This window comes from Stenotrophomonas sp. GZD-301 (genome assembly GCF_049310345.1).
Lineage (GTDB): Bacteria > Pseudomonadota > Gammaproteobacteria > Xanthomonadales > Xanthomonadaceae > Stenotrophomonas.
Map to the genome: position 1 here is coordinate 43,053 of NZ_JBMOWY010000044.1, position 25,019 is coordinate 68,071.

Genomic DNA, 25,019 nt, shown 5'->3' on the forward strand with positions numbered 1-25,019 from the left:
TCATCCCAGCGGCAGGTCGTCGTCGTCGCGCTGCGGCGGTCGCAGCAGGAACCCGGTCAGCGCGCTGGCGGCGGCCGTCACGGCCCAGAACATGAAGAAGCCGACTGTGTACCCCAGTTCGCGGCTGATCGCCTGCTGCGGGAAGCTGATCTCGCGCAGCCGCAGCGGGTCCACGAAGGCAAAGAAGACCAGGCTGGCCAGGCCCGCTGCGATGAAGCTGGGCCACAGCACGGCGCCCCATTGCTGGATCAGCCGTTGCCGGCGGGCGGGGTCGGGCGAGTCGTGCGGATCGTACATTGCAGCCCCGGTCAGGAGAGAGGGGCAGGGCGCGTCTATACTTCGCGCCACCGGAGGCCGGGGACGCCGCTGCGCGCATCCTGCAGGTGCGTTCAGCCTAGGCGGGGCGGACGCCGGCGACATTGATCCTGATCAAGGCGCCCACCTGTCTCCACCCCGACTCTGCTCTCCATCCGTATCTGTTGACCACCCATGCCGGATCTGTCTGAAACCCCGTTGCCCGTTGCTGCGCCCGAGCTGTGCAGCGAAGCGGACGTCACCCGCCTGGTGCATGACTTCTACGCCCGCGTGCGCGCCGAGCCACGCCTGGCACCGGTGTTTGCCGCGCGCGTGGACGACTGGGACGGACACCTGGCCCAGCTGGTGGATTTCTGGTCGGCGATGCTGCGCGGCACGCGGCGGTTCAAGGGCGCGCCGATGCCCAAGCACATGGCCATGAAAGAACTGGACCGGGACCTGTTCGACCGCTGGCTGTGCCTGTTCCGGATTACCACGGCCGAGTGCGGCAATCCCGCGATGCAGCGCCTGGCCGACGATGTGGCCACGCGCATCGCCGATACGTTCTGGCGGCGCTTCCAGATGCTGCACTGGCCGAGCCTGCCGATGCTGGGGCAACCGCGCCTGGATTGATCTGGCGCAATGCGCGCCGGCCCGGTCCCGGGCACGCTGGCGGCATGGACACGATCACGCCTGCCGCTGCCGGCCTTGCCTGGGACTTCGACCCCGAACTGCTGCGTCGCCACGACCGGCCCGGCCCGCGCTACACCTCGTACCCGGCCGCGCCGCACTTCCACGACGGCTTCGACGCCGCCGCGCTGGAAGGGGCCATCGCGGCCAGCAACGTCACGGGGCGCGCACTGTCGCTGTACGTGCACGTGCCTTACTGCAGCAGCCCGTGCTTCTACTGCGGCTGCAACCGGGTGATCACCCGCGACCGCAGCAGGGGCGAGGCCTACGTCGCCCGGGTGCTGCGCGAAGCCGACCGCATCGCGCCGCTGTTCGACCCCGCGCGCGAGGTGATCCAGCTGCATCTGGGCGGCGGCACGCCCAACTTCCTCGATGCGGTCCAACTGCGCGCGCTGCTCGACGGTCTGCGCAGCCGTTTCCGTTTCAGCACGTCGGCTGCGCGCGATTTCTCAATCGAGCTCGACCCGCGCTTCATCACGCCGCCGGACATCGCCGTGCTCGCCGAGCTGGGGTTCAACCGGGCCAGCCTGGGCATCCAGGATTTCGACCCGCAGGTGCAGCAGGCCATCAACCGCGAGCAGGGCGTGGCACCGACGCTGGCGATCCTGCAGGCATGCCGCGCGCACGGGCTGCGCTCGGTCAATGTCGACCTGATCTACGGGCTGCCTCGGCAGACCCTGGCCGGCTTCGCGCAGACCCTGGAAACCGTGCTGCGCGAGCGCCCGGATCGTCTGGCCGTGTACGGCTATGCGCACCTGCCGCACCTGTTCAAGGCGCAGCGGCAGATCGCCGACGCCGACCTGCCGACGCCGGAGCAGAAGCTGGCGCTGCTGGGCCTGGCGGTGCAGCGGCTGGGGGCGGCCGGCTACCAGTACATCGGCATGGACCATTTCGCCTTGCCGGACGAGGATCTCTCCCGCGCGCAGCGCGCCGGCCAGCTGCACCGCAACTTCATGGGCTACACCACCCACGCCGATACCGACCTGGTCGGATTGGGCGCCAGCGCGATCAGCCACATCGGCCCGCACTACAGCCAGAACCCACGCGAGCTGCCTGCCTGGGAACAGGCGGTGGACGCCGGGCAGATACCGGTATGGCGCGGCCTGGCGCTGGATGCCGACGATGAACTGCGCGCCGAACTGATCGGCCAGTTGATGTGCCAGGGCGAGGTGGATGGACGTGCGCTGGCCGCGCGGCATGGGGTGGATTTTGACCACTATTTCGCCGACGGCCTGGCCGCGCTGGCAGCGCTGCAGGCGGACGGGCTGGCCGAGCACGCCCACGGCATCGTGCGCGCCACCGAACGCGGTCGCCCGCTGCTGCGGCTGCTGGCCATGTGTTTTGATCGGTACCTGGCCCAGCCCGGCCAGCCGGTGCGCTATTCGCGCGCGATCTGAACGGCGCGCATTCCAAATCCGGGCGCGATCAGGCACCCTATGGCCGCGGCCCGGATGGCGAAACTGGTAGACGCATCGGACTTAAAATCCGCCGGGGGCAACTCCATGCCGGTTCGATTCCGGCTCCGGGCACCAGCCACCGAAACTCCGTGCCCGGCACACCGGGCATCACCCAGCGATTTTGTCCGCTCCCCGACGCGGTGCTACAGGGGAGCGTCACAGCTCGGCCCCACGCCCAGCGCGTGCAGCGCGTGCGCGTATTTTTCCGTCAGGCGCTGCGCCATCGCATCGGGCAGGTACACCAGACGTGCCGGGTCGCGGTTGTCGGCGATGTCGGCCAGCTTGACCTTCAGGGCCAGTGGATTGGCGCGGATCGCCGCGTAATAGGCGTCGGCCGTGATGTCGTCGCGGCGGGTCAGGCACTGGACCGCCGCCACGATCGGCGCCGGAAAGCCGGCCACCTCATCGGCGAAGTCCGGGCAATCCTCCACGACATCGTGCAGCCACGCCACGGCTTCGGCATCCGGGTCGCCGTGGACCCGGGCGGCGACGCGGGCAACATGGCCGATATAGGGCCGTCCGGCCTTGTCGACCTGGTCGGCATGGGCACGACGGGCAAGCGCGGCGGCACGAAGCGCGATATCGATGACGCATTCTCCCTGTAAACCGGAACCCCATTATGCGCGGGGAACGGAATCGCGCAGCAGAACGCAAACTTTACGCAGCGCGTTCGCCGGCGCATTACGCTGCGCGACACACACCGTACGGGCAGGGAAACATGGAAAAGGCGACACGTGCAGGGATGGCACTGATGGTGATGATGTTGGCGTGGACAACCGCAGCAGATGCGCAGTCGCCACCGCCGGTCGTGGACATGGCACCGGTGGTGGTCTCCGGTGAGCAGCCCGGTCCCGGGCTGTGGAAAGTGTCGTCAAGCGACGGGCACACGCTGTGGATCCTGGGCACGGTCAGCCCATTGCCGGCCAAACTGGAGTGGCGGTCGGACGAGGTCGAGGCCGTCATCGCCGAAGCGCAGCAGATGTTGACCGCACCGGGCTGGACGCTGGACGCCGATATCGGTTTCTTCAAGGGCCTGACCCTGTTGCCGTCGGCGATGAAGGCCGCGCGCAGTCCGGACGGGCGACGCCTGCAGGAGGTGCTGCCGGCCGATCTGTACGCGCGCTGGGAGGTGCAGAAGAAGCGGTACATCGGGCGCGACGGTGGCATCGAGAAGGACCGTCCGCTGGTGGCGGCTGCCGAGCTGTACAGCGAGGCACTGAAGAAGGTGGGCCTCAAACAGCGCTCTGCGGTCTCGGAGGTGCTGGACAAGGCGGCCAAGGCGCACGGGCATAAACCGGTCGCGACGCAGGTGGTGATCCGCATCGAAGACCCGCGCCAGGCGCTCAAGGAAGTGCGCGCCAGCAGCCTGGATGACGTGGCATGTTTCGAGCGCACCCTTGACGTGGTGGAGAGCAAGTTGCCGCTCCTGGTCGAGCGCGCGAACGCGTGGTCGGTGGGCGATATCGAGGCGCTGCAGCAGATGGCCGTGCAGAGCCAGTACGGTGCGTGCGTGGACGCGGTGGCGCGCAGTGAGTTCGGCCGCCGCCGCGGCCTGACCGACCTGGACCGGCGCGCACAGGAGAAATGGCTGGGCCACGCGCGCGAGGCCCTGCAGCGCAACACCGTGACCTTTGCGGTGGTGCCGGTGTTTTCCCTGCTCGCCCCCGATGGCTATCTGGAAGACCTGCACCGGCTGGGTTACGCCGTGGAATCTCCCTGAGTCGCCGCGACGGTTTTCTGACGCGCCGCCCGGTCGCGGCGCGCGCAGCGGTCATCTATCAACGTGTAATTGTTCATGGCATAGTCAGGGAAACTCCTTCGGATACTCCTTCATGCCGCTGTGTGCGATTGCGTACGTAAGTGACGCTGTCGATGGGATTCAATCTTCCGATATAGATCAGATACTGGCGGCGGCCGGCAGCTTCAATAAGGTCGCCGGGGTGACCGGCGTGTTGATGTTCGACGGCCACCATTTTCTGCAGTATTTCGAAGGCCCGGACGACGGCGTCAATTCGGTTTATCAGCGCGTGCTCAATTCGCGCACGCACCGCAATCTGCGCCAGCTGTTGCATGCCCGCATCCCGGCCCGGAACTTTCCGCGCTGGACAATGGCGTCGGCGGCGATCGAACCGGAGGTGCTGGCGAGCATCGCCGATGGCGCATGGGCGGGGTTCGTGGTCGAGCCACCTGCGGCGGACGGACGCAGTGTCGGATTCACCCGCCTGCTGGAGCTGTGGACCGGGGTGCATGGCGAACTGGAACCTGCGGCGCTCACGCTGGGTTCGTAACACAATGATCACGGTTGAGTGTCTAAGCTTTGCCTACCAGCTGTGATCAGTCATGCGGGGTACCACCCTGGGGCTGTCTGAAAGGGTAGTAACCGCAGCTGGACCACTTTGCAGGCCGTCGTCCGTACTCTCCGCGGGCGGCGGCCATTGTTTTTTCAGGGGCAGGGTAATTTTGTGGCGGACCGGCGCACGCGTTAGTCTTGCCGGCATTGCAAAGCCCCGGGCGTCGTGCCGCATGAAGTTCGTTGATTTCCTCCTGTCCCTGCCGATCGTCGCCGTCCGTCCGTCCAGGGGGATGGCGTGAGCGCGGTGGTCACGGCCGCCACGCACCCGGACATTGCGATCATTGGCCTGGGCTACGTCGGGCTGCCGTTGACGGTGGCATTCGGTCGGGTGCAGCCGACCTTGGGGTACGACATCGATGCGGGCCGGGTGGCCGAACTGCAGCGCGGCCACGACCGCACGCTGGAGATGGAGGCGGACGAACTGGCCTCGGCGGTCCACGCGCGCTACACCGACCGCCCCGATGCGCTGGCTGCCTGCAACGTCTATATCGTCACCGTGCCGACTCCCATCGACATGATGGAGCAGCCGGACCTGGAGCCGTTGCGCAGTGCGAGCATGCTCATTGCCGGCGTGCTCAAACGTGGCGATCTGGTGATCTACGAATCCACGGTGTACCCCGGCACGACCGAGGAAGTCTGCGTTCCACTGCTGGAGGCCGGCTCGGGGCTGGTGTTCAACCAGGACTTCTACTGCGGCTACAGCCCAGAGCGGATCAACCCGGGCGACCGTGAGCGTCGCCTGGCCGACATCCGCAAGATCACGTCCGGCTCCACGCCGGCCGTGGCGGCCGTGGTCGACGCTCTCTATGCACGCATCATCCGCGCCGGCACCTGGCCGGCACCGTCGATCCGGGTAGCCGAGGCGGCCAAAGTGATCGAGAACATCCAGCGCGACGTCAACATCGCGCTGGTCAACGAACTGGCGCTGATCTTCGACCGGCTCGGCATCGACACGCAGGACGTGCTCGATGCGGCCGGTACCAAATGGAACTTCCTGCCGTTCCGTCCTGGCCTGGTGGGCGGGCACTGCATCGGCGTGGACCCGTACTACCTGCTGCACAAATCCGCCAGCGTGGGGTACCACCCCGATCTCATCCACACCGCCCGTCAGGTCAACAACCGCGTCGGCGGGCATGTTGCGCAGCGGGTGCTGGCGTTGCTGGCCGGGCGCGGCAAGCTCCCGGCGCAATCGCGCGTGCTGGTGCTGGGGGTGACCTTCAAGGAGAACTGCCCGGACCTGCGCAACAGCCGTGCGCTGGAACTGGCGCAGGCCCTGCAGGCCAGCGGTGCCCAGGTGGAGGTGCACGATCCCTGGGTTGGGCCGGCGGTGCTGGCCGATGCCGGCGTGGACTGGATCGGTGCGCCGGTCGCGCATGGCTACGACGCGGTGGTGCTGGCGGTGGCGCATGCGCGTTTCCGCGCCTACAGCGCCGAGGAGATACGAGCGCTGCTGACACCCGGCGGCGTGGTGTATGACGTGAAGTCGGTGTGGCCGCGCGACGTGGTCGACGACCGGTTGTAGACTCGACGTTGCTTCTGCAATGAGGAACGCCATGCACCGGTATCTTGTCTACCTGCTCGCCATCCTGCTGTTTCCGGTCTGCCTGTGGCTGGCCGGTATCTGGCCCGCCTGGTACTGGGGCGTGGGCATCACTGCCGCCGTGGTGGTGCTGGGCACCTGGGACCTGCTGCAGAAGCGCAGCACGCTGCGCCGCAACTACCCGGTGATGGCGCACTTCCGCTACGGGCTGGAATCGATCGGCCCGGAGATCCGCCAGTACTTCGTTCAGAGCGACCTGGAAGATGTGCCGTTCTCGCGTCAGCAGCGTGCGCTGATCTACCAGCGGTCCAAGAACGAGATGGACGTGGTGCCGTTCGGCACGCTGCGCAGCACCTATGCGGTGGATTACGAGTGGATCAACCATTCGCTTGCGCCAACGTCGATCGGCCACCACGACTTCCGCATCCTGATCGGGCCCAACTGCGCCAAGCCGTACTCGGCCAGCGTGTTCAACATTTCGGCGATGAGCTTCGGCTCGCTGTCGGCCAATGCGATCCGCGCGCTCAACGAAGGCGCGCGGCGCGGCAGCTTCTACCATGACACCGGCGAAGGCTCGATCTCGCCGTATCACCGTGAAATGGGCGGCGATCTGGTCTGGGAGATCGGCTCGGGCTACTTCGGCTGCCGCGACGATGCCGGTGGTTTCAGCGAAGAGAAGTTCGTGGCCAACGCCAACCACGATCAGGTCAAGATGATCGAGATCAAGCTCTCGCAGGGCGCCAAGCCCGGCCACGGCGGTGTGCTGCCGGCAGCCAAGGTCAGCGAGGAGATCTCGATCACGCGCGGTGTGCCGATGGGCGTGGACTGCGTGTCGCCGTCCCGGCATTCGGCCTTCAACACGCCGGTGGAACTGCTGCAGTTCGTGGCGCGGCTGCGCGAGCTGTCTGGCGGCAAGCCCGTGGGGTTCAAGCTGGCCATCGGCCATCCGTGGGAATGGTTCGGCATCGCCAAGGCCATGCAGGAGACCGGCCTGCTGCCGGACTTCATCGTGGTCGATGGTGCCGAAGGCGGCACCGGCGCGGCACCGGCCGAGTTCATCGACCATGTCGGCGTACCGATGCACGAAGCGCTGCTGCTGGTGCACAACACCCTGGTCGGCCTGGACCTGCGCGATCGCATCCGGGTCGGTGCGGCCGGCAAGGTCACCAGCGCCTTCGAGATCGCACGCACCATCGCGCTGGGGGCGGACTGGTGCAATGCCGGGCGTGGCTTCATGTTCGCGCTGGGCTGCATCCAGTCGCTGAGCTGCCACAGCGACAAATGCCCGACCGGCATCGCGACCCAGAACCCGCATCGCTGGCGCCACCTGGACGCGGCCGACAAGGCGTCGCGGGTGCACAACTACCACGAGAACACCCTGCGCGCGCTGCGTGACCTGTTGTGCGCGGCGGGCCTGAACGATCCGTCCGAGCTGGGGCCGGAACACATCCTGCGTCGGGTATCGCCGGTGGAGATCCGCTCGCTGGCATCGCTGTACCGCTACCTCTCGCCCGGCGAGCTGCTGCGCCGGGTGCCGGACCACGCGGTGTTCCACGATTACTGGGCCGACGCGCGCAGCGATTCCTTCCAGCCGCCCGCGCGCATCCAGGCGCTGCGCTCCAGCAAGTCACGGTGAGGGATGCCTATGCACCTGCGTAGCGGCCGGCCCGACGAAGCCGACATCCTGTGGGCACTGCGCACGCGTTGCGTGCGCGAACTCTGCAGCGCGGCCTATCCACCCGAGGTGATCGCGCCGTGGGCGGCCTCGCCACCGCCGGCGCACTACCGCGCGCTGCTCGGGCAGGGCGGCTGCATCGTCGCCGAGGACGCGCAGGGCGCGCTGCTGGGCTACGGGGTGATCGACGTGGCCGGCAATGAAATCGATGCGTTGTTCGTTGATCCCGACCAGGGCGGGCGGGGCATCGGCAGGGCGTTGATGGACGCGATGGTGGCGTTGGGCGACCCGTCGCGCCCGCTGGTGTTGTCGGCCTCGCTCAACGCCGTGCCGTTCTACCGCAGTGCCGGTTTCCAGGCGCTGCGCGAAGAGGCCTACGCGCACCCGAGCGGGGTGGCGCTGGCCTCGGTGCGCATGCAGCGCGGGTAATGCCGGCCGGCTTTACCCCAGGTAGTCGATCACGCCGCGGCCGGCGCGCAGGCCGCTGGCGTAGCAGGCGGTCAGCAGGTAGCCGCCGGTAGGGGCTTCCCAGTCCAGCATCTCGCCGGCGCAGAAGGTGCCGGGCAGGTCGCGCAGCATCAACTGCGCGTCCAGCGCTTCCAGGCGGACGCCGCCTGCCGTGCTGATCACCTCGGCCAGCGGACGTGGGCGCAGGGGCGACAGCGGCAGGCGCTTGAGCGCCGCAGCGATCCGCTCGGGCGGCAACTGGCCTGCGTCCTTGCCCAGCACCTCGAACAGCAGCGCCGATTTGACCCCGCCCAGACCGAGCTGGCGGCGCAGGTATTCGCCGAAGCTGCGTCCCTGGCGTGGGCGCAGCAGCTTGTCCAGGACCTGCGCCTCGGTCTGGCCGGGCAGCAGGTCCAGGTGCAGCTGCACCTGCCCATCGCGGGCCAGGGTATCGCGCAGGTCGGCCGCCAGCGCATAGATCAGGCTGCCTTCGATGCCGTTGGCGGTGATCACGCACTCGCCCTGCAGGGAGCGCGGCTGGCCCTGCAGGTCGGTCCAGTGCGCCACCACCGGCTTCAACGGAGCACCGGCCTGGCGTTCGCTGAAGTACGCGGTCCAGTCCAGATCGAACCCGCAGTTGGCCGATTTCAGAGGGGCGATGTCGATGCCGCGCGCGGCCATCGGCGCCGTCCAGGCGCCGTCGGAACCCAGTTGGGGCCAGCTGCCGCCCCCCATCGCCAGCACCACGGCGTCGGCCGCCACGGTGTGCGTGCCTTCCGCCGTGTCGAAGCACAGGTCGCCGTTGGCATCCCAGCCGGTCCAGCGGTGCTGTACATGCAGGCGCACGCCCTGTTCCTTGAGCCGTCGCACCCAGCCCCGCAGCAGCGGGGCGGCCTTGCGGTCCACCGGGAAGACCCGGCCCGAGCTGCCCACGTAGGTCTCCACGCCGAAGCCCAGCGCCCAGGCGCGCAGCGCCTCGGCATCGAAGTCGGCGAGCCAGTCGCCGACCTCGGCCGCGCGCTCGCGGTAGCGCGATACGAACAGCGCGTGCGGATCGGAGTGGGTCAGGTTCAAGCCGCCCTTGCCGGCGATCAGGAACTTGCGTCCCGGCGAGCCTTTGGCTTCGTACACGTCCACCTGATGCCCTGCGGCACGCACGGTCTCGGCGGCCATCAGGCCTGCCGGCCCGCCACCGATGATCGCTACCCGTCGCGGGGCGCTGTGTTCAATGCTCATGCGCAACGATCAGCGTGCGGTGACGTCGAGCAGCTCGACATCGAACACCAGCGAGGAGCCCGGGGCGATCGGCCCCGCGCGGCGGGCGCCATAGCCGTACTCGGCGGGAATCATCAAGGTGCGCTTGCCGCCGACCTTCATGCCGGCAAAGCCTTCGTCCCAGCCTTTGATGACTTCGCCCTTGCCGAGCGTGAAGCTGAAGGGTTCGCCGCGATCGACCGAGCTGTCGAACTTTTCGCCGTGCTTGTCGGCGGTGCGTTCGTCGTAGATCCAGCCGGTGTAATGAACGCTGATGCGGCTGCCGGGCGTGGCCTCGGCACCGGTACCGGGCTGGGTGTCGATCTTCTGGAACTGCGCGATGCTGCCACCGGGCGGCGGCCCGGGCGGGGTGCAGCCAGCCAGCAGCGACAACATCAACGGAATGAGCAGGCGGCGCATGGCGGCTCCAGGTCAGGAAAACGGGACGCAAGGGTAGCGCATCGCCGGGCGGTATCATGGCGGCATGTCGAAACTGCTGCTCAACCTGCGCCATGTCGCGGACGATGAAATCCAGGACGTGACCGCCCTGCTGGACCAGGCGGGCATCGCCCACTACCGCACCGAACCCAGCCCGTGGGGAATCTCCTGGGGGGGCATCTGGATCCGCGACAACGAGGATCATCCGCGCGCCAAGGCCTTGATGGCCGAGTACCAGCAGGCGCGCGGGGAGCGGGTGCGCGCCGAGCGCCAGGCGGCCCTGCGCGATGGCAGCGCGGAGACGTTCGCGACCCTGGCTCGCCGGCGACCGCTGTTCGTCGTGGCGATGCTGCTGGGCATGGCGGCGGCGGCGGCCCTGGTGCTGCTGCCGTTCATGCTGCTGCGCGGCTGAACGCTTCGCGGCGCCACAGCGGGGGAGGGGGCGGTAAAATGGCGGCATGATCGCCAATACCGCCGCCTACCATTTCACTTCCATCGCCGACCCGGATGCGCTGTGCGCGACCCTGCTGGCGCGCGCTACCGCCGCGGATCTGCGTGGCACCGTGCTGGTCGCCGGGGAGGGCATCAACCTGTTCCTGGCTGGCCCGGAAGCCGGCATCGACACGTTCTACGCCGCGCTGCGCGACGACCCGCGCTTTGCCGACCTGCGGGTGAAGACCAGTTACAGCCAGATGCAGCCGTTTGCCCGGCTCAAGGCCAAGGTCAAGCCGGAGATCATCAGCTTCCGCATCGACGACGGCCAGCCGCTGGCCTATCCGCGCGCGCCGTCGGTGGACCCGGCCACGGTGCAGCGCTGGCTGCGGCAGGGGCATGACGACGCCGGCAAGCCGGTGGTGATGCTGGACACCCGCAACACCCAGGAGATCGAGTACGGCACCTTCCAGGACGCGCTGGTGCTGCCGATCACCAAATTCACCGATCTGCCCGAAGCGCTGGCGCCCCACCGCGAGGCGCTGCGCGACAGCACCGTGGTGAGCTTCTGCACCGGCGGCATCCGCTGCGAAAAGGCGGCGCTGTGGATGCGCAACGACGGCATGGACAACGTGCTGCAGCTCGACGGCGGCATCCTGGGGTACTTCGAGGCCGTGGGCGGGGAAGGCTATGACGGCCGCTGTTTCGTGTTCGATGAACGGGTGGCGCTGGACGCGGACCTGGCCCCGCTGGTCGATACGCCCGCCGTTTAACCGCTGAACGCGAAAATCAGCGTCCCGCTGCCGGGCATGGCGGCGCCGGGAATCGGCCCCATCTGAAGGGGATACCCTTTGATGGAACGCGTCCATGCACCTGTCGATTCTTGATCTGGCCCCGGTCTGCGAAGGCAGCGATACCACGCAGGCCTTCGCCAACATGCTGGACCTGGCCCAGCACGCCGAGGGCTGGGGCTACCACCGCTACTGGCTGGCCGAGCACCACAACATGCCCGGCATCGCCAGCGCCGCCACCGCCGTCCTGATCGGCCACGTCGCCGGCGGCACCCGGCGCATCCGCGTGGGCGCCGGCGGCATCATGCTGCCCAACCATTCGCCGCTGCAGGTGGCCGAGCAGTTCGGCACGCTGGCCTCGCTGTACCCGGACCGCATCGACCTCGGCCTGGGCCGCGCCCCGGGGACCGACCAGCCGACCGCCCGCGCACTGCGCCGCTACTTCGACAGCGCCGACCAGTTCCCGCAGGACGTGCGCGAGCTGCTCCACTACTTCCAGCCGGCCCAGCCCGGCCAAGCGGTGCGTGCGGTCCCCGGCGCAGGCATCCCCGTGCCGGTGTGGCTGCTCGGGTCCAGTCTGTTCAGTGCACGCCTGGCGGCGGCGATGGGGCTGCCGTTCGCCTTCGCCTCGCATTTCGCCCCGGATGCGATGGACGAAGCGCTGGCGGTGTACCGCCGCGAGTTCCGCCGTTCCGAGCACCTCGATGCGCCCTACGCAGTGCTGGGCCTGAACGTGGTGGCCGCCGATTCGGAGGCCGAGGCAAAGCGTCTGTTCACCACCCAGCAGCAGAGCTTCGTCAACCTGCGTCGTGGCAAGCCGGGCCTGATTCCGCCGCCGATCGACGACATCGAGGCCTTCTGGCAGCCGCACGAAAAGCTCGGCGTGGAAAACGCGCTGGCCTGCGCGGTGGTGGGTGACCTGGGCCAGGTGCGCGAGGGCATGGCGGCCTTCGTGGCGCGGCACAAGCCGGACGAACTGCTGCTCACCGCCAACATCTACGACCATGCCGCGCGCAAGCGTTCGTTCGGGTTGGCGATGCAGGCGCACCGCGACGGCACCGCTACGTCGTAAGGCATGCATCCGCGAAGGCGGCGTGACCAGTCGGTTCACGCCGCCGTAGCCGGCGATCCGGTGTGATGGACTTCCTTTTGCAGGAGTCCTCCCATGCCAGAACACGACCGCCAACAGCACATCCGGCAGCTGGCCGAGATGATCCGCGGCATCGACATCGCCATGTTCACCACCGTCGGTGTCGACGGCCGCCTGTACAGCCGTCCGCTGGGTACCCAGGAAGTCGAGTTCGACGGCGACCTGTGGTTCGCCACTGCGGCCGACAGCCCGAAGGTCGCCGAGATCGCGCTGAATCCGCGGGTCAACGTGGCGTACGCCTCGACCTCGGGCAACACCTATGTGTCGGTGGCCGGCACCGCGCGGGTGATCGATGACCGCGCCAAGGCAGAGGAACTGTGGTCGCCGGCGATGAAGCTGTTCTTCCCCGGCGGTCCGGACGACCCGAACCTGCGCCTGATCCACGTCAGCGCCGAATCGGCAGAATACTGGGATGGCCCCGGCGGCCTGTTGGGCAGCGCCCTGAGTTTCGTGTTGTCGGCAATGAACGACGAGCCGGGCGCGTTGTCCGACAATGGCGTGGTCGATCTGCGCTGAGTGTGGGGCCCGGCCGCTGGCCGGGACACCCTAGAACCACTTGTGGAACAGCTCCACCGTATAGCTCACCAGATGGCCCGAGCTGAAGCCGAAGAACAGCACGGCGGCTACCGCGCCGATCCAGTTGGCCAGCATCAGCGCGCCATCGCGCTCGAGCAGGGCCAGGGCGAACAGCAGCAGCTGGAAGCCGAACAGGTAGTTGGTGAACGGGATCGGCAGCGACAGCAGCACCCCCACCAGGATCAGCAGCAGGCCGGTGAAGGCATGGGCCGGCAGCGGCGACAGCAGACCCGGCAGGCGCGGCTTGAGCAGCCGGTCCAGGCGGCGCAGCGCGCCATCGATACGCGCCAGGAAGCGGTGCATGGTGCCGCGCTTGGGGCCGCGGTTGGCAATGAAGCCCGGCAGCCACGGCCGCCGCAGCCCGCACAGCATCTGCACCCCGATCAGCAGGATCAGCGGCCCGCTGACCGCCCCGCCGATGCCCGGGATCGGAATGAAGGCCGGCAGGATCGCCACGAACAGGAACACGCCGAACGCGCTCTGCTGCAGGTTCTGCAGGATCTGGCCCAGCCGCAGGCGCTCGTCCGGATCCCCGTGGTCGAACATCGCCAGCAGGGTGCGGATGCCCTCGTTGCGATACTCGGGCCGGTCCTGGTCCGGCGGGGTGGGATCAGCCGGTGAGTTCATCGGTCTCTTCTTCGGACAGCGTACGCAGCAGCAGCTTGTCCACGCGTGCGCCGTCGAGGTCGACGATCTCGATGCGCCAGCCGGCCCAGTCGAAGTACTCGCCCGCGTGCGGGATGCGCCCGAAGAAATGGATGCACATGCCGGCCAGGGTGTAGTAATCGCCGTCTTCGGCGTCGGGCAGTTCGGCATTGCCCATCAGCTCGCGCAGGTCCTCGATCGACAGTGATCCGTCCACCAGGTACGAGCCGTCCTCGCGGGTCACCACCAGGGCGTCCTCGTCCACGTTCTCCACCGACTGCAGCCGGCCGACCACCGCGCCCATCAGGTCGCTGATGGTGACCAGGCCCTGGATCTCGCCGTACTCGTCCACCACCAGCGCCATCGATTGCTGCTCCTCGCGGAAGATTTCCAGCAGCTTCATCGCATGGGTGGATTCGGAGACGTACAGCGGCTCGCGCAGGTTCTGGAACAGCGAGTGGTCGTCGCGCACCAGGCGCGTCACCAGACTCTTCACCTCGAGCACGCCGACGATGTCCTGGTCGTTGTCGCGGTAAACCGGGTAACGCGAGAACTCGTTCTCGCGCATGGTCGCGATGTTCTTCTCCGGCTCGGCCACGGTGTCCAGCCAGGCGATCCGGTTGCGCGGCGTCATCAGGCTGTCGGCAGTGCGGTCGCCCAGGCGCATCACCCGGTTCATCATGTCGCGCTCATGCGCGTCGATCACGCCGGCCTCGTGGCTCTCGGCCACCAGCATGCGGATCTCTTCTTCGGTCACGCTCGCGGCTTCGTCCTTGCCCAACCCCAGCAGGCGCAGCACCAGGCGGGTGGTGTGCGAAAGCAGCCAGACGAAGGGGAAGGCGATGCGGGCCAGGCCGCTCATGGGCAGCGCGACCAGTCCGGCGATGTCCTCCGAACGGGTGATGGCGAGGCGTTTGGGCACCAGTTCGCCGAAGATCAGCGTCAAAAATGTGATAAGGGCCACGGCGAGGGTCTTGCCGATCACCGCCGACCAGGGCTGCGGTTCGTTGAACAGGGGGAAGTTGGCCGACAGCGCCGGGAACAGGTCCTGCAGGTGCAGGGCAATGGCGCTGCCAATGGCGTCGCCGCCGTAAACACCCGTCAGGATGCCGATCAGGGTGATGCCGATCTGCACGGTGGAGAGGAAGCTTTCGGGCTTCTCGGACAGTTCCAGCGCGCGCTGGGCACGCTTGCTGGTGGTGGCCATCTGCTTGAGCCGGCTCTTGCGCGAGGTCATGACCGACATTTCGGACATGGCGAAGAAGCCATTGAGCAGGATCAGGGCCAGGACAATCAAAAGTTCAAACACGGGCGTCGTCCCCGGTTGGTGGCAGGGAGGGCGTGTTCAAGCGATGTCGGCTACCGGGGCGCGGGGGGGCGCAGCGGCGCGGAGGGGGATAAGGGTCGTCGTCCATAGAGTGCACCCGAAGGTGCCCGCGCATCTTAACAAAAGGCCGGGGCAGTGAGGCAAACAGAGTCGTTCAGGCAGGGCCACCCGGGCGTGAAGATCGGGGGGGAGTACCCGCAATGGACATCAAACCGTCATAATTCCGCCCGGTGCCGTCCTTCCTCGACGGCGAATAGGTTTCTCAATGTTCTCTCTGCAGACCATTTTCGGCTCCGGCAAACAGTTCTACACCCTGCTGGACGAGGCTGCGCAGGCCGCCCAGGACAGCGCCAAGGCGCTGCACGCGATGCTGCGCGCGGCCGATCGCCAGCCGGCGCTGGACGCCTTCAAGCTGGCCCGCCTGCGCGAGCGCGCCGCCTCGGACAAGATCAGCCAGGCGCTGGTGGACAGCTTCATGACCCCGATCGAGCGCGAGGACATCGAAGCGCTGGGTTCGGCGCTGTACAAGATCCCCAAGCAGATCGAGAAGTTCGCCGATCGCTACTCGCTGGCCACCACCCACCTGGAGCACATCGACTTCGCGCCGCGCGCGGCGATGCTTGAACAGGCCGCCAGCGTGGTCGTGGAAATGGTCAACGACCTGCGCCACATGAACCTGGACCGGATGACCGCGCTCAACGAGAAGCTGCGCTCGCTGGAGAACGAGGCCGACCGCCTGATGCTCGAGCTGTACCGCGACATCTATTCCGGCCGCCTGGACAACCTGCAGATGTTCCTGCTCAAGGAGTTCTTCGAGATCCTGGAAAAAGCCATCGACCGTTGCCGCGAGGCCGGTGTGGTGGCGTACCAGATCGTGCTGAAGAACAGCTGACGGACGCCACAGCATGCTGACCCTTGTCCTGGTGGTGATCCTGGCCGCGCTCGTCTTCGAGTTCATCAACGGCTTCCACGACACCGCCAACTCCATCGCCACCGTGGTGGCGACCAAAGTGCTCTCGCCCGGCTGGGCGGTGATGCTCGCGGCGTTCATGAACCTCATCGGCGCCCTGACCGGCACCGCCGTGGCGCTGACCATCGCCTCGGGCCTGCTCAACACCAACGTGGTCGATGTGACCCCGCAGGTGATCCTGTGCGCCCTGCTGGGCGGCATCATCTGGAACCTGATCACCTGGTGGAAGGGCCTGCCGTCGTCGTCCTCGCACGCGTTGATCGGCGGCCTGTGCGGTGCCGGCCTGGCCGCCGCCCACAACAACTGGGACGCTCTGATCTGGTCTGAACGGATCGGCACCTGGGCCCAGAACAAGGGCCTGCTGTGGAAGGTGTTCCTGCCGATGATCACCTCGCCGATCGCCGGCTTCCTGCTCGGCATCGTGGTGATGCTGCTGCTGTGGGCGATCATCGCGGGCATGGCCAAGGCCGGTGGCTGGCTCGGTCGCATGGCGCGTCCGCGCATCGTCAATGCCTTCTTCGGCAAGGCGCAGATCGTGTCGGCGGCCTACATGGGCTTCGCCCACGGCCACAACGATGCGCAGAAGACGATGGGCATCATCGCCATGACGCTGATCGGCGCCGAGGCGACCGGTGCGCTGAACGACCTGCCGTCCTGGCTGGCCTTCATGCACCCGGACGCGCACGCCGGCGACGGCATCGCGATGTGGATCGTGCTGACCTGTGCGGTGGTGATGGCCGCCGGTACCGCGTCGGGTGGCTGGAAGATCATCAAGACCCTGGGTCACAAGATGGTCAAGCTGCATCCGATCCACGGCTTCGCCGCGGAAACCAGCTCGGCCACCATCCTGACCCTGGCCGCGCATTTCGGCATGCCGGTGTCGACCACGCACAGCATTTCCACCGCGATCATGGGCGTGGGTTACGCCAAGAACCCGCGTTCGCTGCGTTTCGGCGTGATCGAGCGCATCGTCTGGGCCTGGATCCTGACCATCCCGGCGGCAGGCGGTTGTGCCTACCTGATCCTGAAACTGTTCGAACTGGCCGGCTGGGCGTAAGCGCTGGGCCCTGCCTGACTGGAAGAAAAAGCCCGCCAACCGGCGGGCTTTTTCGTGCGGGTCAGCCCGTGCGGTCGCGGGCCAGCAGACCGTACAGCGCCGAATCGGACAGTTCGCCTGCGATGCACCAGCGTTCGCGCAGCAGGCCCTCGCGCTGGAACCCGAGCCGCTCCAGCACCGTCGCCGATGAGGCGTTGCGCGGGTCGATTTCCGCTTCCAGCCGGCGCAGGCCGCGTTCGTCGAACAGATAGGACGCCAACCGCGCCAGCGCCTCGCGCATGTACCCCTTGCCCTGTGCGTGCGGCGCGAGGTTGTAGCCGATCTCGGCACGGCCGGAGTCCGCGTCGATGGCGAACACCACGCAGATGCCCAGCAGCGGCCCCTGCGCGCTGTCGCGGATGGCCAGTTTGAGCTGGACGCCGGTCACCATCGCCGCCAGGTCGTCGGCGATCTGCGCCTGTGCCTGGGCGATATCCGTCCACGGCGCATGGTTCCAGTAACGCATCACGTCGGGATCGGACTGGATCGCGAACAGGGCGGGGGCGTCGTCCGCGCGGATCGGGCTCAGTACCAGGCGGGCGCTGTCCAGGCGCAGGGTCGAATCGAAATGCATGCGGGCTCCACCCCACGAGGGACCGCCACGCTACCCGATTCCTTGGCGCGCAGGATGAAGGGGCGATGTCCGTGCCTGGCCCACAACGAAACAGCCCGCCGGAGGGCGGGCTGTTTCAGCGGGCGTGGTGTCGGATCAGGCGTCCAGCGAGGCCAGGTCGCCCTTGTTCTCCAGCCACTGCTTGCGGTCGCCGGCGCGCTTCTTGGCCAGCAGCATGTCCATCAGCGAGTGGGTCTGCTCGCCATCGTCGATGGTCAACTGCACCAGCCGGCGCGTGTCGGGGTGGATGGTGGACTCGCGCAGCTGCTGCGGGTTCATCTCGCCCAGGCCCTTGAAGCGGGTCACGCTGACCTGGCCCTTGATCTTCTCGCGCTCGATCTTGTCCAGCAGGGTGCGCTTTTCTTCCTCGTCCAGCGCGTAGAACACCTGCTTGCCCACGTCCACGCGGAACAGCGGCGGCATCGCCACGAACACATGGCCGGCATCGACCAGGGCCGGGAAATGCTTGAGGAACAGCGCGGTCAGCAGGGTGGCGATATGCAGGCCGTCGGAGTCGGCATCGGCCAGCACCACCACCTTGCCGTAGCGCAGGCCGCTGATGTCGTCCTTGCCCGGGTCGCAGCCGATGGCAATGGCCAGGTTGTGCACTTCCTCGGAGGCCAGCACGCTGCCGGAGGAGACTTCCCAGGTGTTCAGGATCTTGCCGCGCAGCGGCATGATCGCCTGGAAATCCTTGTCGCGTGCCTGCTTGGCGCTGCCGCCTGCCGAGTCGCCTTCGACCAGGAACAGCTCGGTGCGCGACAGGTCCTGGCTGATGCAGTCGGCCAGCTTGCCGGGCAGGGCAGGGCCCTGGGTGACCTTCTTGCGGGTCACCAGCTTTTCGGTCTTCAGGCGCGCGCTGGCGCGCTCGATGGCCAACTGGGCGATCTGCTCGCCCAGTGCGACGTTCTGGTTCAACAGCAGGCTGAAGGCGTCATGCGCGGCGCCTTCGACGAAGCCGGCGGCCTGGCGCGAGGACAGGCGTTCCTTGGTCTGGCCGCTGAACTGCGGGTCGGTCATCTTCAGCGACAGCACGAACGATACGCGGTCCCAGACGTCTTCCGGGGCCAGCTTGACGCCACGCGGCAGCAGGTTGCGGAAGTCGCAGAACTCGCGCAGCGCCTCAGTCAGGCCGGTGCGCAGGCCATTGGCATGGGTGCCGTGCTGGGCGGTGGGGATCAGGTTGACGTAGCTTTCCTGGACCAGCTCGCCTTCCGGCAGCCAGGCCACGGCCCAGTCCACCACCTCGGTGTCTTTCTTCAGCTGGCCCACGAACAGCTCGGCCGGCAGCATCTCGCGCTCGCCCAGCTCGGCCCTGAGGTAGTCGCTCAGGCCATCCTCGTAATACCAGGTGTCCTGCTCGTCGGTGGCCTCGTCGCGCAGCTTGACGGTCAGGCCGGGGCACAGCACCGCCTTGGCGCGCAGCAGGTGGCGCAGGGCACGCAGGTTGTACTTGGGCGTATCGAAGTACTTCGGGTCTGCCCAGAAGCGCACCCGCGTACCGGTGTTCTTCCTGCCGACGCTGCCGACCACTTCCAGCGGGGTGGCGCGGTCGCCGTTGCGGAAGGTGATGCGGTGTTCGCTGCCATCGCGCTTGATGTGCACTTCCACCAGGGTGGACAGCGCGTTGACCACGCTGACGCCAACGCCGTGCAGGCCGCCGGAGAAGGTGTAGTTCTTGTTGTTGAACTTGCCGCCCGCATGCAGCCGGGTCAGGATCAGTTCGACGCCGGGGATCTTCTCCTCCGGGTGGATGTCCACGGGCATGCCGCGGCCGTCATCGCTGACCTCGCAGCTGCCGTCCTTGAACAGGGTGACCTCGACCGTGCGGGCATGGCCAGCCAGCGCCTCGTCCACGGCGTTGTCGATGACTTCCTGCGCCAGATGGTTCGGGCGCGCGGTGTCGGTATACATGCCTGGGCGGCGCTTGACCGGGTCCAGGCCGGACAGGACTTCAATATCGGCGGCGTTATAGCGGGCGTTCATCTGTCTTCATAAAGCGCAAAGCGACGGCGAAGTTTGCGGTCTGGGCGGCTTTTTTGCACGCCGCACGTTCAGGGGGCGGCCGACCGGGGCGCGATAGACTGTGCAGGCTGGAACCGGACCCCCGGCGCCCGCACCCAAGCCGATACCGCGAGGAGCACCCATGAAGAAGTTGCTGACCATCGTTGCCATTGCCGCCGCCGTTGTGGCCGTGCCGCTGGCGCTGGCCCAGAACGCCGGACAGGGCCAGCCCGCGCCGCAGCAGGGCGAGCAGGCCGACAAGGCGCAGTCCGAGGCCGAGGCCAAGGCCAAGCGCCGGGCCGCTGCCACCGCCGAGATGAAGGCCAAGGGCGAACAGGCCCCGCAGAAGGAAGAGGAAGAGGAAGCGAGAAAGAAGCGCTGACCCATTCCAGGCCGACAACAGGCGCCCCGGCACTGCCGGGGCGTCTTTTTTTTGTGAAGGCTGCCACCCGGCCCTTGGGCTTGGGGCCTTCAATCTGTAAACTATGGCTTTCCGGGAGCAGTGCGTGTCATCCATCAGCGAATGGACTGGCCTGATCGTGCGCGATCGCCAGCAGGGTAGGCAGGAGGTGACGGTCCGCACAGCGACCGGCACGGCCCCCCCGACCTCGCCGACCGGCCCCCGCACTGTTCTCCCGATCCTGACCCCGGCGCGTGACGCTTCCGCAGCCCAGGGCCGGATCCTCCCCGATTTTCCCTTCACGTCGTCCGTCGCCCCGCGCGCCGGCGTCGTCTTCCCCTTCCTGACAGGACACCCCCAGCCATGACTCCCTTGATCTTCGTAACCGGCGGCGTAGTGTCCTCGCTCGGCAAAGGCATTGCCGCCGCGTCGCTCGCCTCCATCCTTGAAGCCCGTGGCCTGCGGGTCACCATGATGAAGCTCGATCCCTACATCAACGTCGATCCGGGCACGATGAGCCCGTTCCAGCACGGCGAGGTGTATGTCACCGATGACGGCGCCGAGACCGATCTGGACCTGGGCCACTACGAGCGCTTCGTCCGCACCCGCCTGAGCCGCAAGAATTCGGTCACCACCGGCCGCATCTACGAGAACGTGATCCGCAAGGAGCGCCGTGGCGACTACCTGGGCGCCACCGTCCAGGTGATCCCGCACATCACCGATGAAATCCGCCGCTGCATGGACGAAGCCACCGAAGGCTTCGACGTGGCCCTGGTGGAGATCGGTGGCACCGTCGGCGACATCGAATCGCTGCCGTTCCTTGAGGCGATCCGCCAGGTGCGCACCGAGCGCGGCCCGGAAAAGGCGCTGTTCATGCACCTCACCCTGGTGCCGTACATCGCCGCCGCCGGCGAGCTGAAGACCAAGCCCACCCAGCATTCGGTGAAGGAACTGCGTTCGATCGGCATCCAGCCGGACGTGCTGCTGTGCCGCTCCGAGCAGGTGGTGCCGGAGTCCGAGCGCCGCAAGATCGCCCAGTTCACCAACGTCTCCGAGCGCGCGGTGATCAGCGTGCCGGACGTGGACGTGCTGTACCGCATCCCGATGGGCCTGCACGAGCAGGGGCTGGATGAGATCGTCATCAACCAGTTCAAGCTCGGCGACAAGGCCGGTCCGGTCGACCTGTCCGAGTGGGAGGCCGCCGTGGATGCCACGCTGCATCCGCTCGATGAAGTCACCATCGCCGTGGTCGGCAAGTACGTGGACCACCAGGACGCCTACAAGTCCGTGGGCGAGGCGCTCAAGCACGGCGGCCTGCGCCAGCGCACCAAGGTCAACCTGAAGTGGCTGGAAGCGCAGGACCTGGAAGGCACCGACATGGGCGCCCTGAAGGACGTCGACGGCATCCTGGTCCCGGGCGGTTTCGGCGACCGCGGCTTCGAAGGCAAGGTGCTCACCTCGCAGTTCGCCCGCGAGCAGAACGTGCCGTACTTCGGCATCTGCTACGGCATGCAGGCCGCGGTGGTCGATTTCGCCCGCCACGTGGCCGGGCTGGAAGGGGCCAACAGCACCGAGAACGACCGCCAGTCGCCGAACCCGGTGATCGGCCTGATCACCGAATGGCGCACCGCCACCGGCGATGTCGAGAAGCGTGACGAGCGCTCCGACCTCGGCGGCACCATGCGCCTGGGCCTGCAGGAGCAGCGCCTGAAGCCGGGCACGCTGGCCCGCGAGCTGTATGGCAAGGACGTGGTGTCCGAGCGTCACCGCCACCGGTACGAGTTCAACAACCGCTACCGCACCCAGCTGGAGGATGCCGGCCTGGTGATCGCCGGCAAGTCGATGGACGACACCCTGGTTGAAGTGGTCGAGCTGCCGCGCGACCAGCATCCGTGGTTCCTGGCCTGCCAGGCCCACCCGGAGTTCCTGTCGACCCCGCGCGATGGCCACCCGCTGTTCATCGGTTTCATCCGCGCCGCGCGTGAGCGCAAGGCCGGCGGCGCGCCGCTGCAGGCATGACGATGGACCCGTGGGCGGCGCTGGAAGCGCGCCGCCAGCGGCGGCACTGGCGTGCCTGGCCGTGGGGCTGGGCCGCGCTGGTGCTTGGCGTCGCTGCGTGGGGCTGTGCCTTCATGCTGACCATCCTGGTGATGGCCAGCGTCGGCATGCCCGGCGACGGCAGCCACGCCATGCAGGCCACGCAGCCGTACCTGCTGTTCACCCTGGCGCTGTCGGCGGCGGTGGTGCTGGCCGCGCTGGTCGCCATCGTGCTGTCGTTCCGGCTGCGCCGGCAACGGGCCGGCGGTGGCGTGGGGCTGGCGCTGCTCGCGCTGCTGGCGGCGGTTCTGCTGGTGCCCGCGCTGCTGGAGCGCACCGCGTCCACGCAGGTGCTGATCGGCGATGTCACGCCGATTTGGCAAGCGGGGGGCGGGCAGGGATAATCACGCGGCACGTTTTCGGCGCCGCACTTTGGCGTTTTCCCTTTCTGACTGGTAACCGGCCCGCTATGACCACGATCCGCAGCATCCACGCCCGTGAAATCCTCGACAGCCGTGGCAACCCCACGCTGGAAGCCGACGTTGTCCTGGAGGACGGTTCGTTCGGCCGCGCCGCGGTTCCGTCGGGCGCATCGACCGGCACCAAGGAAGCGGTGGAACTGCGTGATGGCGACAAGACCCGTTACCTGGGCAAGGGCGTGCGCAACGCCGTGTCCAACGTCAACACCACCATCGCCACCGCGCTGAAGGGCTTCGATGCCGCCGACCAGGAAGGCCTGGACCGTCGCCTGATCGACCTGGACGGCACCGAAAACAAGGGCCGTCTCGGCGCCAACGCGCTGCTCGCCGTGTCGATGGCCAATGCCCATGCCGCCGCAGCGTCGAACAAGCAGGCGCTGTGGCAGTACCTGGCGCAGGGCCGTGACGTGACCCTGCCGGTGCCCATGATGAACATCATCAACGGCGGCGCGCATGCGGACAACAACGTGGACTTCCAGGAGTTCATGGTGCTGCCGGTCGGTTTCCCGTCGTTCTCCGAAGCGCTGCGCGCCGGCACGGAAATCTTCCATTCGCTCAAGTCGGTGCTCAAGGGCCACGGCCTGAGCACGGCGGTCGGCGACGAAGGCGGTTTCGCCCCGGACTTCCGCAGCAACGTCGAAGCGCTGGACACCATCCTCGAGGCGATCGGCAAGGCCGGCTACACCGCCGGTGAAGACGTGCTGCTGGGCCTGGACGTGGCCTCCAGCGAGTTCTACGAGAACGGCAAGTACAACCTGGTCGGCGAGAACAAGCGCCTGACCTCCGATCAGTTCGTCGACTTCCTGGCCGACTGGGCCGCGCAGTACCCGATCATCACCATCGAAGACGGCCTGGCCGAGAACGACTGGGCCGGCTGGAAGCTGCTGACCGACCGCATCGGCAACAAGGTGCAGCTGGTGGGCGACGATCTGTTCGTGACCAACCCGAAGATCTTCAAGGAAGGCATCGAGTCCGGCACCGCCAACGCGATCCTGATCAAGGTCAACCAGATCGGCACCCTGACCGAAACCCTGGAAGCCATCGCGATGGCGCACAGCGCCAACTACGCGGCGGTCGTGTCGCACCGTTCGGGCGAAACCGAAGACACCACCATCGCCGACATCGCCGTCGCCACCACCGCCACCCAGATCAAGACCGGCTCGCTGTGCCGCAGCGATCGCGTGGCCAAGTACAACCAGCTGCTGCGCATCGAGGAAGCTCTCGGTGCCGGCGCGCGTTACGCCGGTCGTGACGCGTTCGTGTCGCTGAAGCGCTGATCCCATGCGCGACTGGCGCTGGCTCCTGCTGGTGCTCGCGGTACTGCTGGCATGGCTGCAGTACCGCTTCTGGTTCGGCCCGGGCAATTCGGGGGAAGTGATGACGCTCGAAGCCCAGGTGGAGTCCCAGAGGCGCGACAATGCCGGCCTGCAGCAGCGCAACGACGCGCTGGCTGCCGAGGTCAAGGACCTCAAGGAAGGCGAGGCGGCCATCGAAGAGCGTGCGCGCAGCGAACTGGGCATGATCAAGCCCGGTGAAAAGTTCTACCGTGTGGTCGAAGACGCGCCGGTGGCGCCACCGCGCGCGCCCACCGCCGTGGCCGATCCGGACGCCCCGCATCAGGAAATACCCTGATGGGCAGCGTATGGGCGGTAGTTCCTGCCGCCGGGCGCGGCACGCGCTTCGGCGGTGCCACCCCGAAGCAGTATCTGCTGGCGGGTGATCGCGTGCTGCTGGCACATACCCTGGAGGCGCTGTTGTCGCATCCGGTGGTGGCCGGGGTGATGGTGGTGATCGCCGACCAGGACCAGGACTGGCCCGGCTGGACCTCACTTGCCGACAAACCGATCCTGACCTGCGTAGGCGGTGCCACCCGGGCCGGCTCGGTGCTGGCCGGCCTGCAGGCGCTGCCCGACAGCGTGCGCGCCGACGATTTCGTGCTGGTCCATGACGCCGCACGTCCCAACCTGGCCGCCGCCGATCTGGGCCGGCTGCTCGAGGTGGGCCGCAACGACCCGGTCGGCGCGATCCTGGCCGCACCGGTACGCGACACCCTCAAGCGGGCCGGCGATGACGGTGGCATCGATGCCACCGAGCCGCGGGCGCGCCTTTGGCGCGCACTGACCCCGCAGCTGTTCCGCCGCCATCAGTTGGCGCGCGCGCTGCAGGAGGCCGCCGATGCCGGCATCGAGGTCACCGACGAGGCGATGGCGATGGAGCGGCAGGGCCTGCGTCCGTTGCTGGTGGAAGGCAACGAAGACAACTTCAAGGTCACCACCCCGTCGGATCTGTCCCGTTTCGAATTCGTGTTGTCGCGTCGCGGAAGCTGATTCCGCACGTCGCTTTCATCTTGC

The 25,019-nt window shown here is 67.5% G+C and carries 28 protein-coding genes and 1 tRNA gene; 21 read left to right on the top strand and 8 right to left on the bottom strand.

All coding sequences use genetic code 11. The features are described from left to right. Entirely contained in the window at nt 1-297 is a 297-nt protein-coding gene (locus tag ACO6VK_RS11890; RefSeq protein WP_422507390.1) for a hypothetical protein, read from the bottom strand. Between the two features lie 192 nt (nt 298-489). Here ACO6VK_RS11890 and ACO6VK_RS11895 point away from each other — a divergent pair, with 192 nt between their 5' ends. The 3 genes from ACO6VK_RS11895 (at nt 490) to ACO6VK_RS11905 (ending at nt 2,516) form a co-directional block, all read left to right on the top strand. Continuing rightward, on the top strand, nt 490-927 hold the full coding sequence (locus ACO6VK_RS11895; protein ID WP_422507392.1) for a group III truncated hemoglobin: 438 nt from the start codon (nt 490-492) through the stop codon (nt 925-927). A gap of 44 nt (nt 928-971) precedes the next feature. Continuing rightward, complete coding sequence (hemN, locus tag ACO6VK_RS11900; protein WP_422507394.1) at nt 972-2,381, top strand: oxygen-independent coproporphyrinogen III oxidase; 1,410 nt, start codon at nt 972-974, stop codon at nt 2,379-2,381. 48 nt (nt 2,382-2,429) lie between these two features. Beyond that, nucleotides 2,430-2,516, top strand: a tRNA-Leu gene (locus ACO6VK_RS11905). Nucleotides 2,517-2,584: 68 nt separating this feature from the next. Here the strand turns inward: ACO6VK_RS11905 and ACO6VK_RS11910 are convergent. Beyond that, nucleotides 2,585-2,950 (bottom strand): phosphohydrolase, encoded by a 366-nt coding sequence (locus tag ACO6VK_RS11910; RefSeq protein ID WP_422507505.1) that lies wholly within the window; start codon nt 2,948-2,950, stop codon nt 2,585-2,587. On the opposite strand from ACO6VK_RS11910, the gene ACO6VK_RS11915 reads away from it, so the two are divergent. From ACO6VK_RS11915 to ACO6VK_RS11940, 6 genes are all read left to right on the top strand, one after another. Continuing rightward, entirely contained in the window at nt 2,879-3,046 is a 168-nt protein-coding gene (locus tag ACO6VK_RS11915) for a hypothetical protein (protein WP_422507396.1), read from the top strand. The genes ACO6VK_RS11910 and ACO6VK_RS11915 overlap by 72 nt on opposite strands. A 137-nt stretch (nt 3,047-3,183) precedes the next feature. Further along, on the top strand, nt 3,184-4,161 hold the full coding sequence (locus ACO6VK_RS11920; RefSeq protein ID WP_422507398.1) for a TraB/GumN family protein: 978 nt from the start codon (nt 3,184-3,186) through the stop codon (nt 4,159-4,161). 112 nt (nt 4,162-4,273) lie between these two features. Continuing rightward, the gene (locus tag ACO6VK_RS11925; protein WP_422507400.1) at nt 4,274-4,729 is read left to right on the top strand and encodes a BLUF domain-containing protein; all 456 of its coding nucleotides are present in this window, start codon (nt 4,274-4,276) and stop codon (nt 4,727-4,729) included. Between the two features lie 300 nt (nt 4,730-5,029). Beyond that, nucleotides 5,030-6,316: a nucleotide sugar dehydrogenase gene (locus tag ACO6VK_RS11930; RefSeq protein ID WP_422507402.1), complete on the top strand. Its 1,287-nt coding sequence runs from the start codon at nt 5,030-5,032 to the stop codon at nt 6,314-6,316. A 31-nt stretch (nt 6,317-6,347) separates the two neighbouring features. Then, nucleotides 6,348-7,970 carry an FMN-binding glutamate synthase family protein gene (locus ACO6VK_RS11935; RefSeq protein ID WP_422507404.1) on the top strand — a complete coding sequence of 541 codons (1,623 nt, stop codon included), beginning with the start codon at nt 6,348-6,350 and terminating at the stop codon, nt 7,968-7,970. A gap of 9 nt (nt 7,971-7,979) precedes the next feature. Next, nucleotides 7,980-8,438, top strand: a complete 459-nt coding sequence (locus ACO6VK_RS11940; RefSeq protein ID WP_422507406.1) for a GNAT family N-acetyltransferase — start codon at nt 7,980-7,982, stop codon at nt 8,436-8,438. A gap of 12 nt (nt 8,439-8,450) precedes the next feature. Here ACO6VK_RS11940 and ACO6VK_RS11945 read toward each other — a convergent pair whose 3' ends face one another. Continuing rightward, complete coding sequence (locus tag ACO6VK_RS11945) at nt 8,451-9,692, bottom strand: TIGR03862 family flavoprotein (RefSeq protein ID WP_422507408.1); 1,242 nt, start codon at nt 9,690-9,692, stop codon at nt 8,451-8,453. A gap of 9 nt (nt 9,693-9,701) precedes the next feature. After that, complete coding sequence (locus ACO6VK_RS11950) at nt 9,702-10,130, bottom strand: FKBP-type peptidyl-prolyl cis-trans isomerase (protein ID WP_422507410.1); 429 nt, start codon at nt 10,128-10,130, stop codon at nt 9,702-9,704. Nucleotides 10,131-10,194: 64 nt separating this feature from the next. Here ACO6VK_RS11950 and ACO6VK_RS11955 point away from each other — a divergent pair, with 64 nt between their 5' ends. The 4 genes from ACO6VK_RS11955 to ACO6VK_RS11970 all read left to right on the top strand — a co-directional run bounded on the left by ACO6VK_RS11955 (nt 10,195) and on the right by ACO6VK_RS11970 (nt 13,037). Continuing rightward, complete coding sequence (locus ACO6VK_RS11955) at nt 10,195-10,560, top strand: DUF6164 family protein (RefSeq protein WP_411850583.1); 366 nt, start codon at nt 10,195-10,197, stop codon at nt 10,558-10,560. Nucleotides 10,561-10,606: 46 nt separating this feature from the next. After that, nucleotides 10,607-11,353, top strand: a complete 747-nt coding sequence (locus tag ACO6VK_RS11960; RefSeq protein ID WP_422507413.1) for a sulfurtransferase — start codon at nt 10,607-10,609, stop codon at nt 11,351-11,353. A gap of 94 nt (nt 11,354-11,447) precedes the next feature. Further along, nucleotides 11,448-12,443: an LLM class flavin-dependent oxidoreductase gene (locus tag ACO6VK_RS11965; RefSeq protein ID WP_411850585.1), complete on the top strand. Its 996-nt coding sequence runs from the start codon at nt 11,448-11,450 to the stop codon at nt 12,441-12,443. Nucleotides 12,444-12,536: 93 nt separating this feature from the next. Further along, nucleotides 12,537-13,037 (top strand): pyridoxamine 5'-phosphate oxidase family protein, encoded by a 501-nt coding sequence (locus tag ACO6VK_RS11970; RefSeq protein WP_136006357.1) that lies wholly within the window; start codon nt 12,537-12,539, stop codon nt 13,035-13,037. Between the two features lie 30 nt (nt 13,038-13,067). Here the strand turns inward: ACO6VK_RS11970 and ACO6VK_RS11975 are convergent, their stop codons facing one another. Further along, nucleotides 13,068-13,724 carry an exopolysaccharide biosynthesis protein gene (locus ACO6VK_RS11975; RefSeq protein ID WP_411850586.1) on the bottom strand — a complete coding sequence of 219 codons (657 nt, stop codon included), beginning with the start codon at nt 13,722-13,724 and terminating at the stop codon, nt 13,068-13,070. Continuing rightward, nucleotides 13,708-15,051 carry a hemolysin family protein gene (locus ACO6VK_RS11980; protein ID WP_411850587.1) on the bottom strand — a complete coding sequence of 448 codons (1,344 nt, stop codon included), beginning with the start codon at nt 15,049-15,051 and terminating at the stop codon, nt 13,708-13,710. The genes ACO6VK_RS11975 and ACO6VK_RS11980 overlap by 17 nt, the downstream gene beginning before the upstream one ends. 283 nt (nt 15,052-15,334) lie before the next feature. On the opposite strand from ACO6VK_RS11980, the gene ACO6VK_RS11985 reads away from it, so the two are divergent. Together ACO6VK_RS11985 and ACO6VK_RS11990 are read left to right on the top strand one after the other, a co-directional pair. Next, complete coding sequence (locus ACO6VK_RS11985; protein WP_136006363.1) at nt 15,335-15,961, top strand: DUF47 domain-containing protein; 627 nt, start codon at nt 15,335-15,337, stop codon at nt 15,959-15,961. Between the two features lie 13 nt (nt 15,962-15,974). After that, entirely contained in the window at nt 15,975-17,096 is a 1,122-nt protein-coding gene (locus tag ACO6VK_RS11990) for an inorganic phosphate transporter (RefSeq protein ID WP_411850588.1), read from the top strand. Between the two features lie 61 nt (nt 17,097-17,157). Here the strand turns inward: ACO6VK_RS11990 and ACO6VK_RS11995 are convergent, their stop codons facing one another. Both ACO6VK_RS11995 and parE read right to left on the bottom strand, forming a co-directional pair. Further along, a complete protein-coding gene (locus ACO6VK_RS11995; protein ID WP_422507417.1) occupies nt 17,158-17,709 on the bottom strand; it encodes a GNAT family N-acetyltransferase in 552 nt (183 codons plus the stop codon). 135 nt (nt 17,710-17,844) lie between these two features. Then, complete coding sequence (parE, locus tag ACO6VK_RS12000; protein WP_411850590.1) at nt 17,845-19,734, bottom strand: DNA topoisomerase IV subunit B; 1,890 nt, start codon at nt 19,732-19,734, stop codon at nt 17,845-17,847. A gap of 160 nt (nt 19,735-19,894) precedes the next feature. Here parE and ACO6VK_RS12005 point away from each other — a divergent pair, with 160 nt between their 5' ends. The 6 genes from ACO6VK_RS12005 to ispD all read left to right on the top strand — a co-directional run bounded on the left by ACO6VK_RS12005 (nt 19,895) and on the right by ispD (nt 24,995). After that, entirely contained in the window at nt 19,895-20,134 is a 240-nt protein-coding gene (locus ACO6VK_RS12005) for a hypothetical protein (protein ID WP_422507419.1), read from the top strand. Between the two features lie 381 nt (nt 20,135-20,515). Next, nucleotides 20,516-22,171, top strand: a complete 1,656-nt coding sequence (locus ACO6VK_RS12010; RefSeq protein WP_422507421.1) for a CTP synthase — start codon at nt 20,516-20,518, stop codon at nt 22,169-22,171. Further along, nucleotides 22,168-22,593, top strand: coding sequence for a hypothetical protein (locus ACO6VK_RS12015; RefSeq protein ID WP_422507423.1), 426 nt, complete (start codon nt 22,168-22,170; stop codon nt 22,591-22,593). Before ACO6VK_RS12010 ends, ACO6VK_RS12015 begins: the two co-directional genes overlap by 4 nt. A gap of 65 nt (nt 22,594-22,658) precedes the next feature. Then, nucleotides 22,659-23,945, top strand: coding sequence for a phosphopyruvate hydratase (gene eno, locus ACO6VK_RS12020; protein WP_422507425.1), 1,287 nt, complete (start codon nt 22,659-22,661; stop codon nt 23,943-23,945). A 4-nt stretch (nt 23,946-23,949) separates the two neighbouring features. After that, nucleotides 23,950-24,300, top strand: a complete 351-nt coding sequence (ftsB, locus tag ACO6VK_RS12025; protein ID WP_411850595.1) for a cell division protein FtsB — start codon at nt 23,950-23,952, stop codon at nt 24,298-24,300. Next, nucleotides 24,297-24,995: a 2-C-methyl-D-erythritol 4-phosphate cytidylyltransferase gene (ispD, locus tag ACO6VK_RS12030; RefSeq protein WP_422507507.1), complete on the top strand. Its 699-nt coding sequence runs from the start codon at nt 24,297-24,299 to the stop codon at nt 24,993-24,995. The genes ftsB and ispD overlap by 4 nt, the downstream gene beginning before the upstream one ends. The last annotated feature ends 24 nt before the right edge of the window (nt 24,996-25,019 follow it).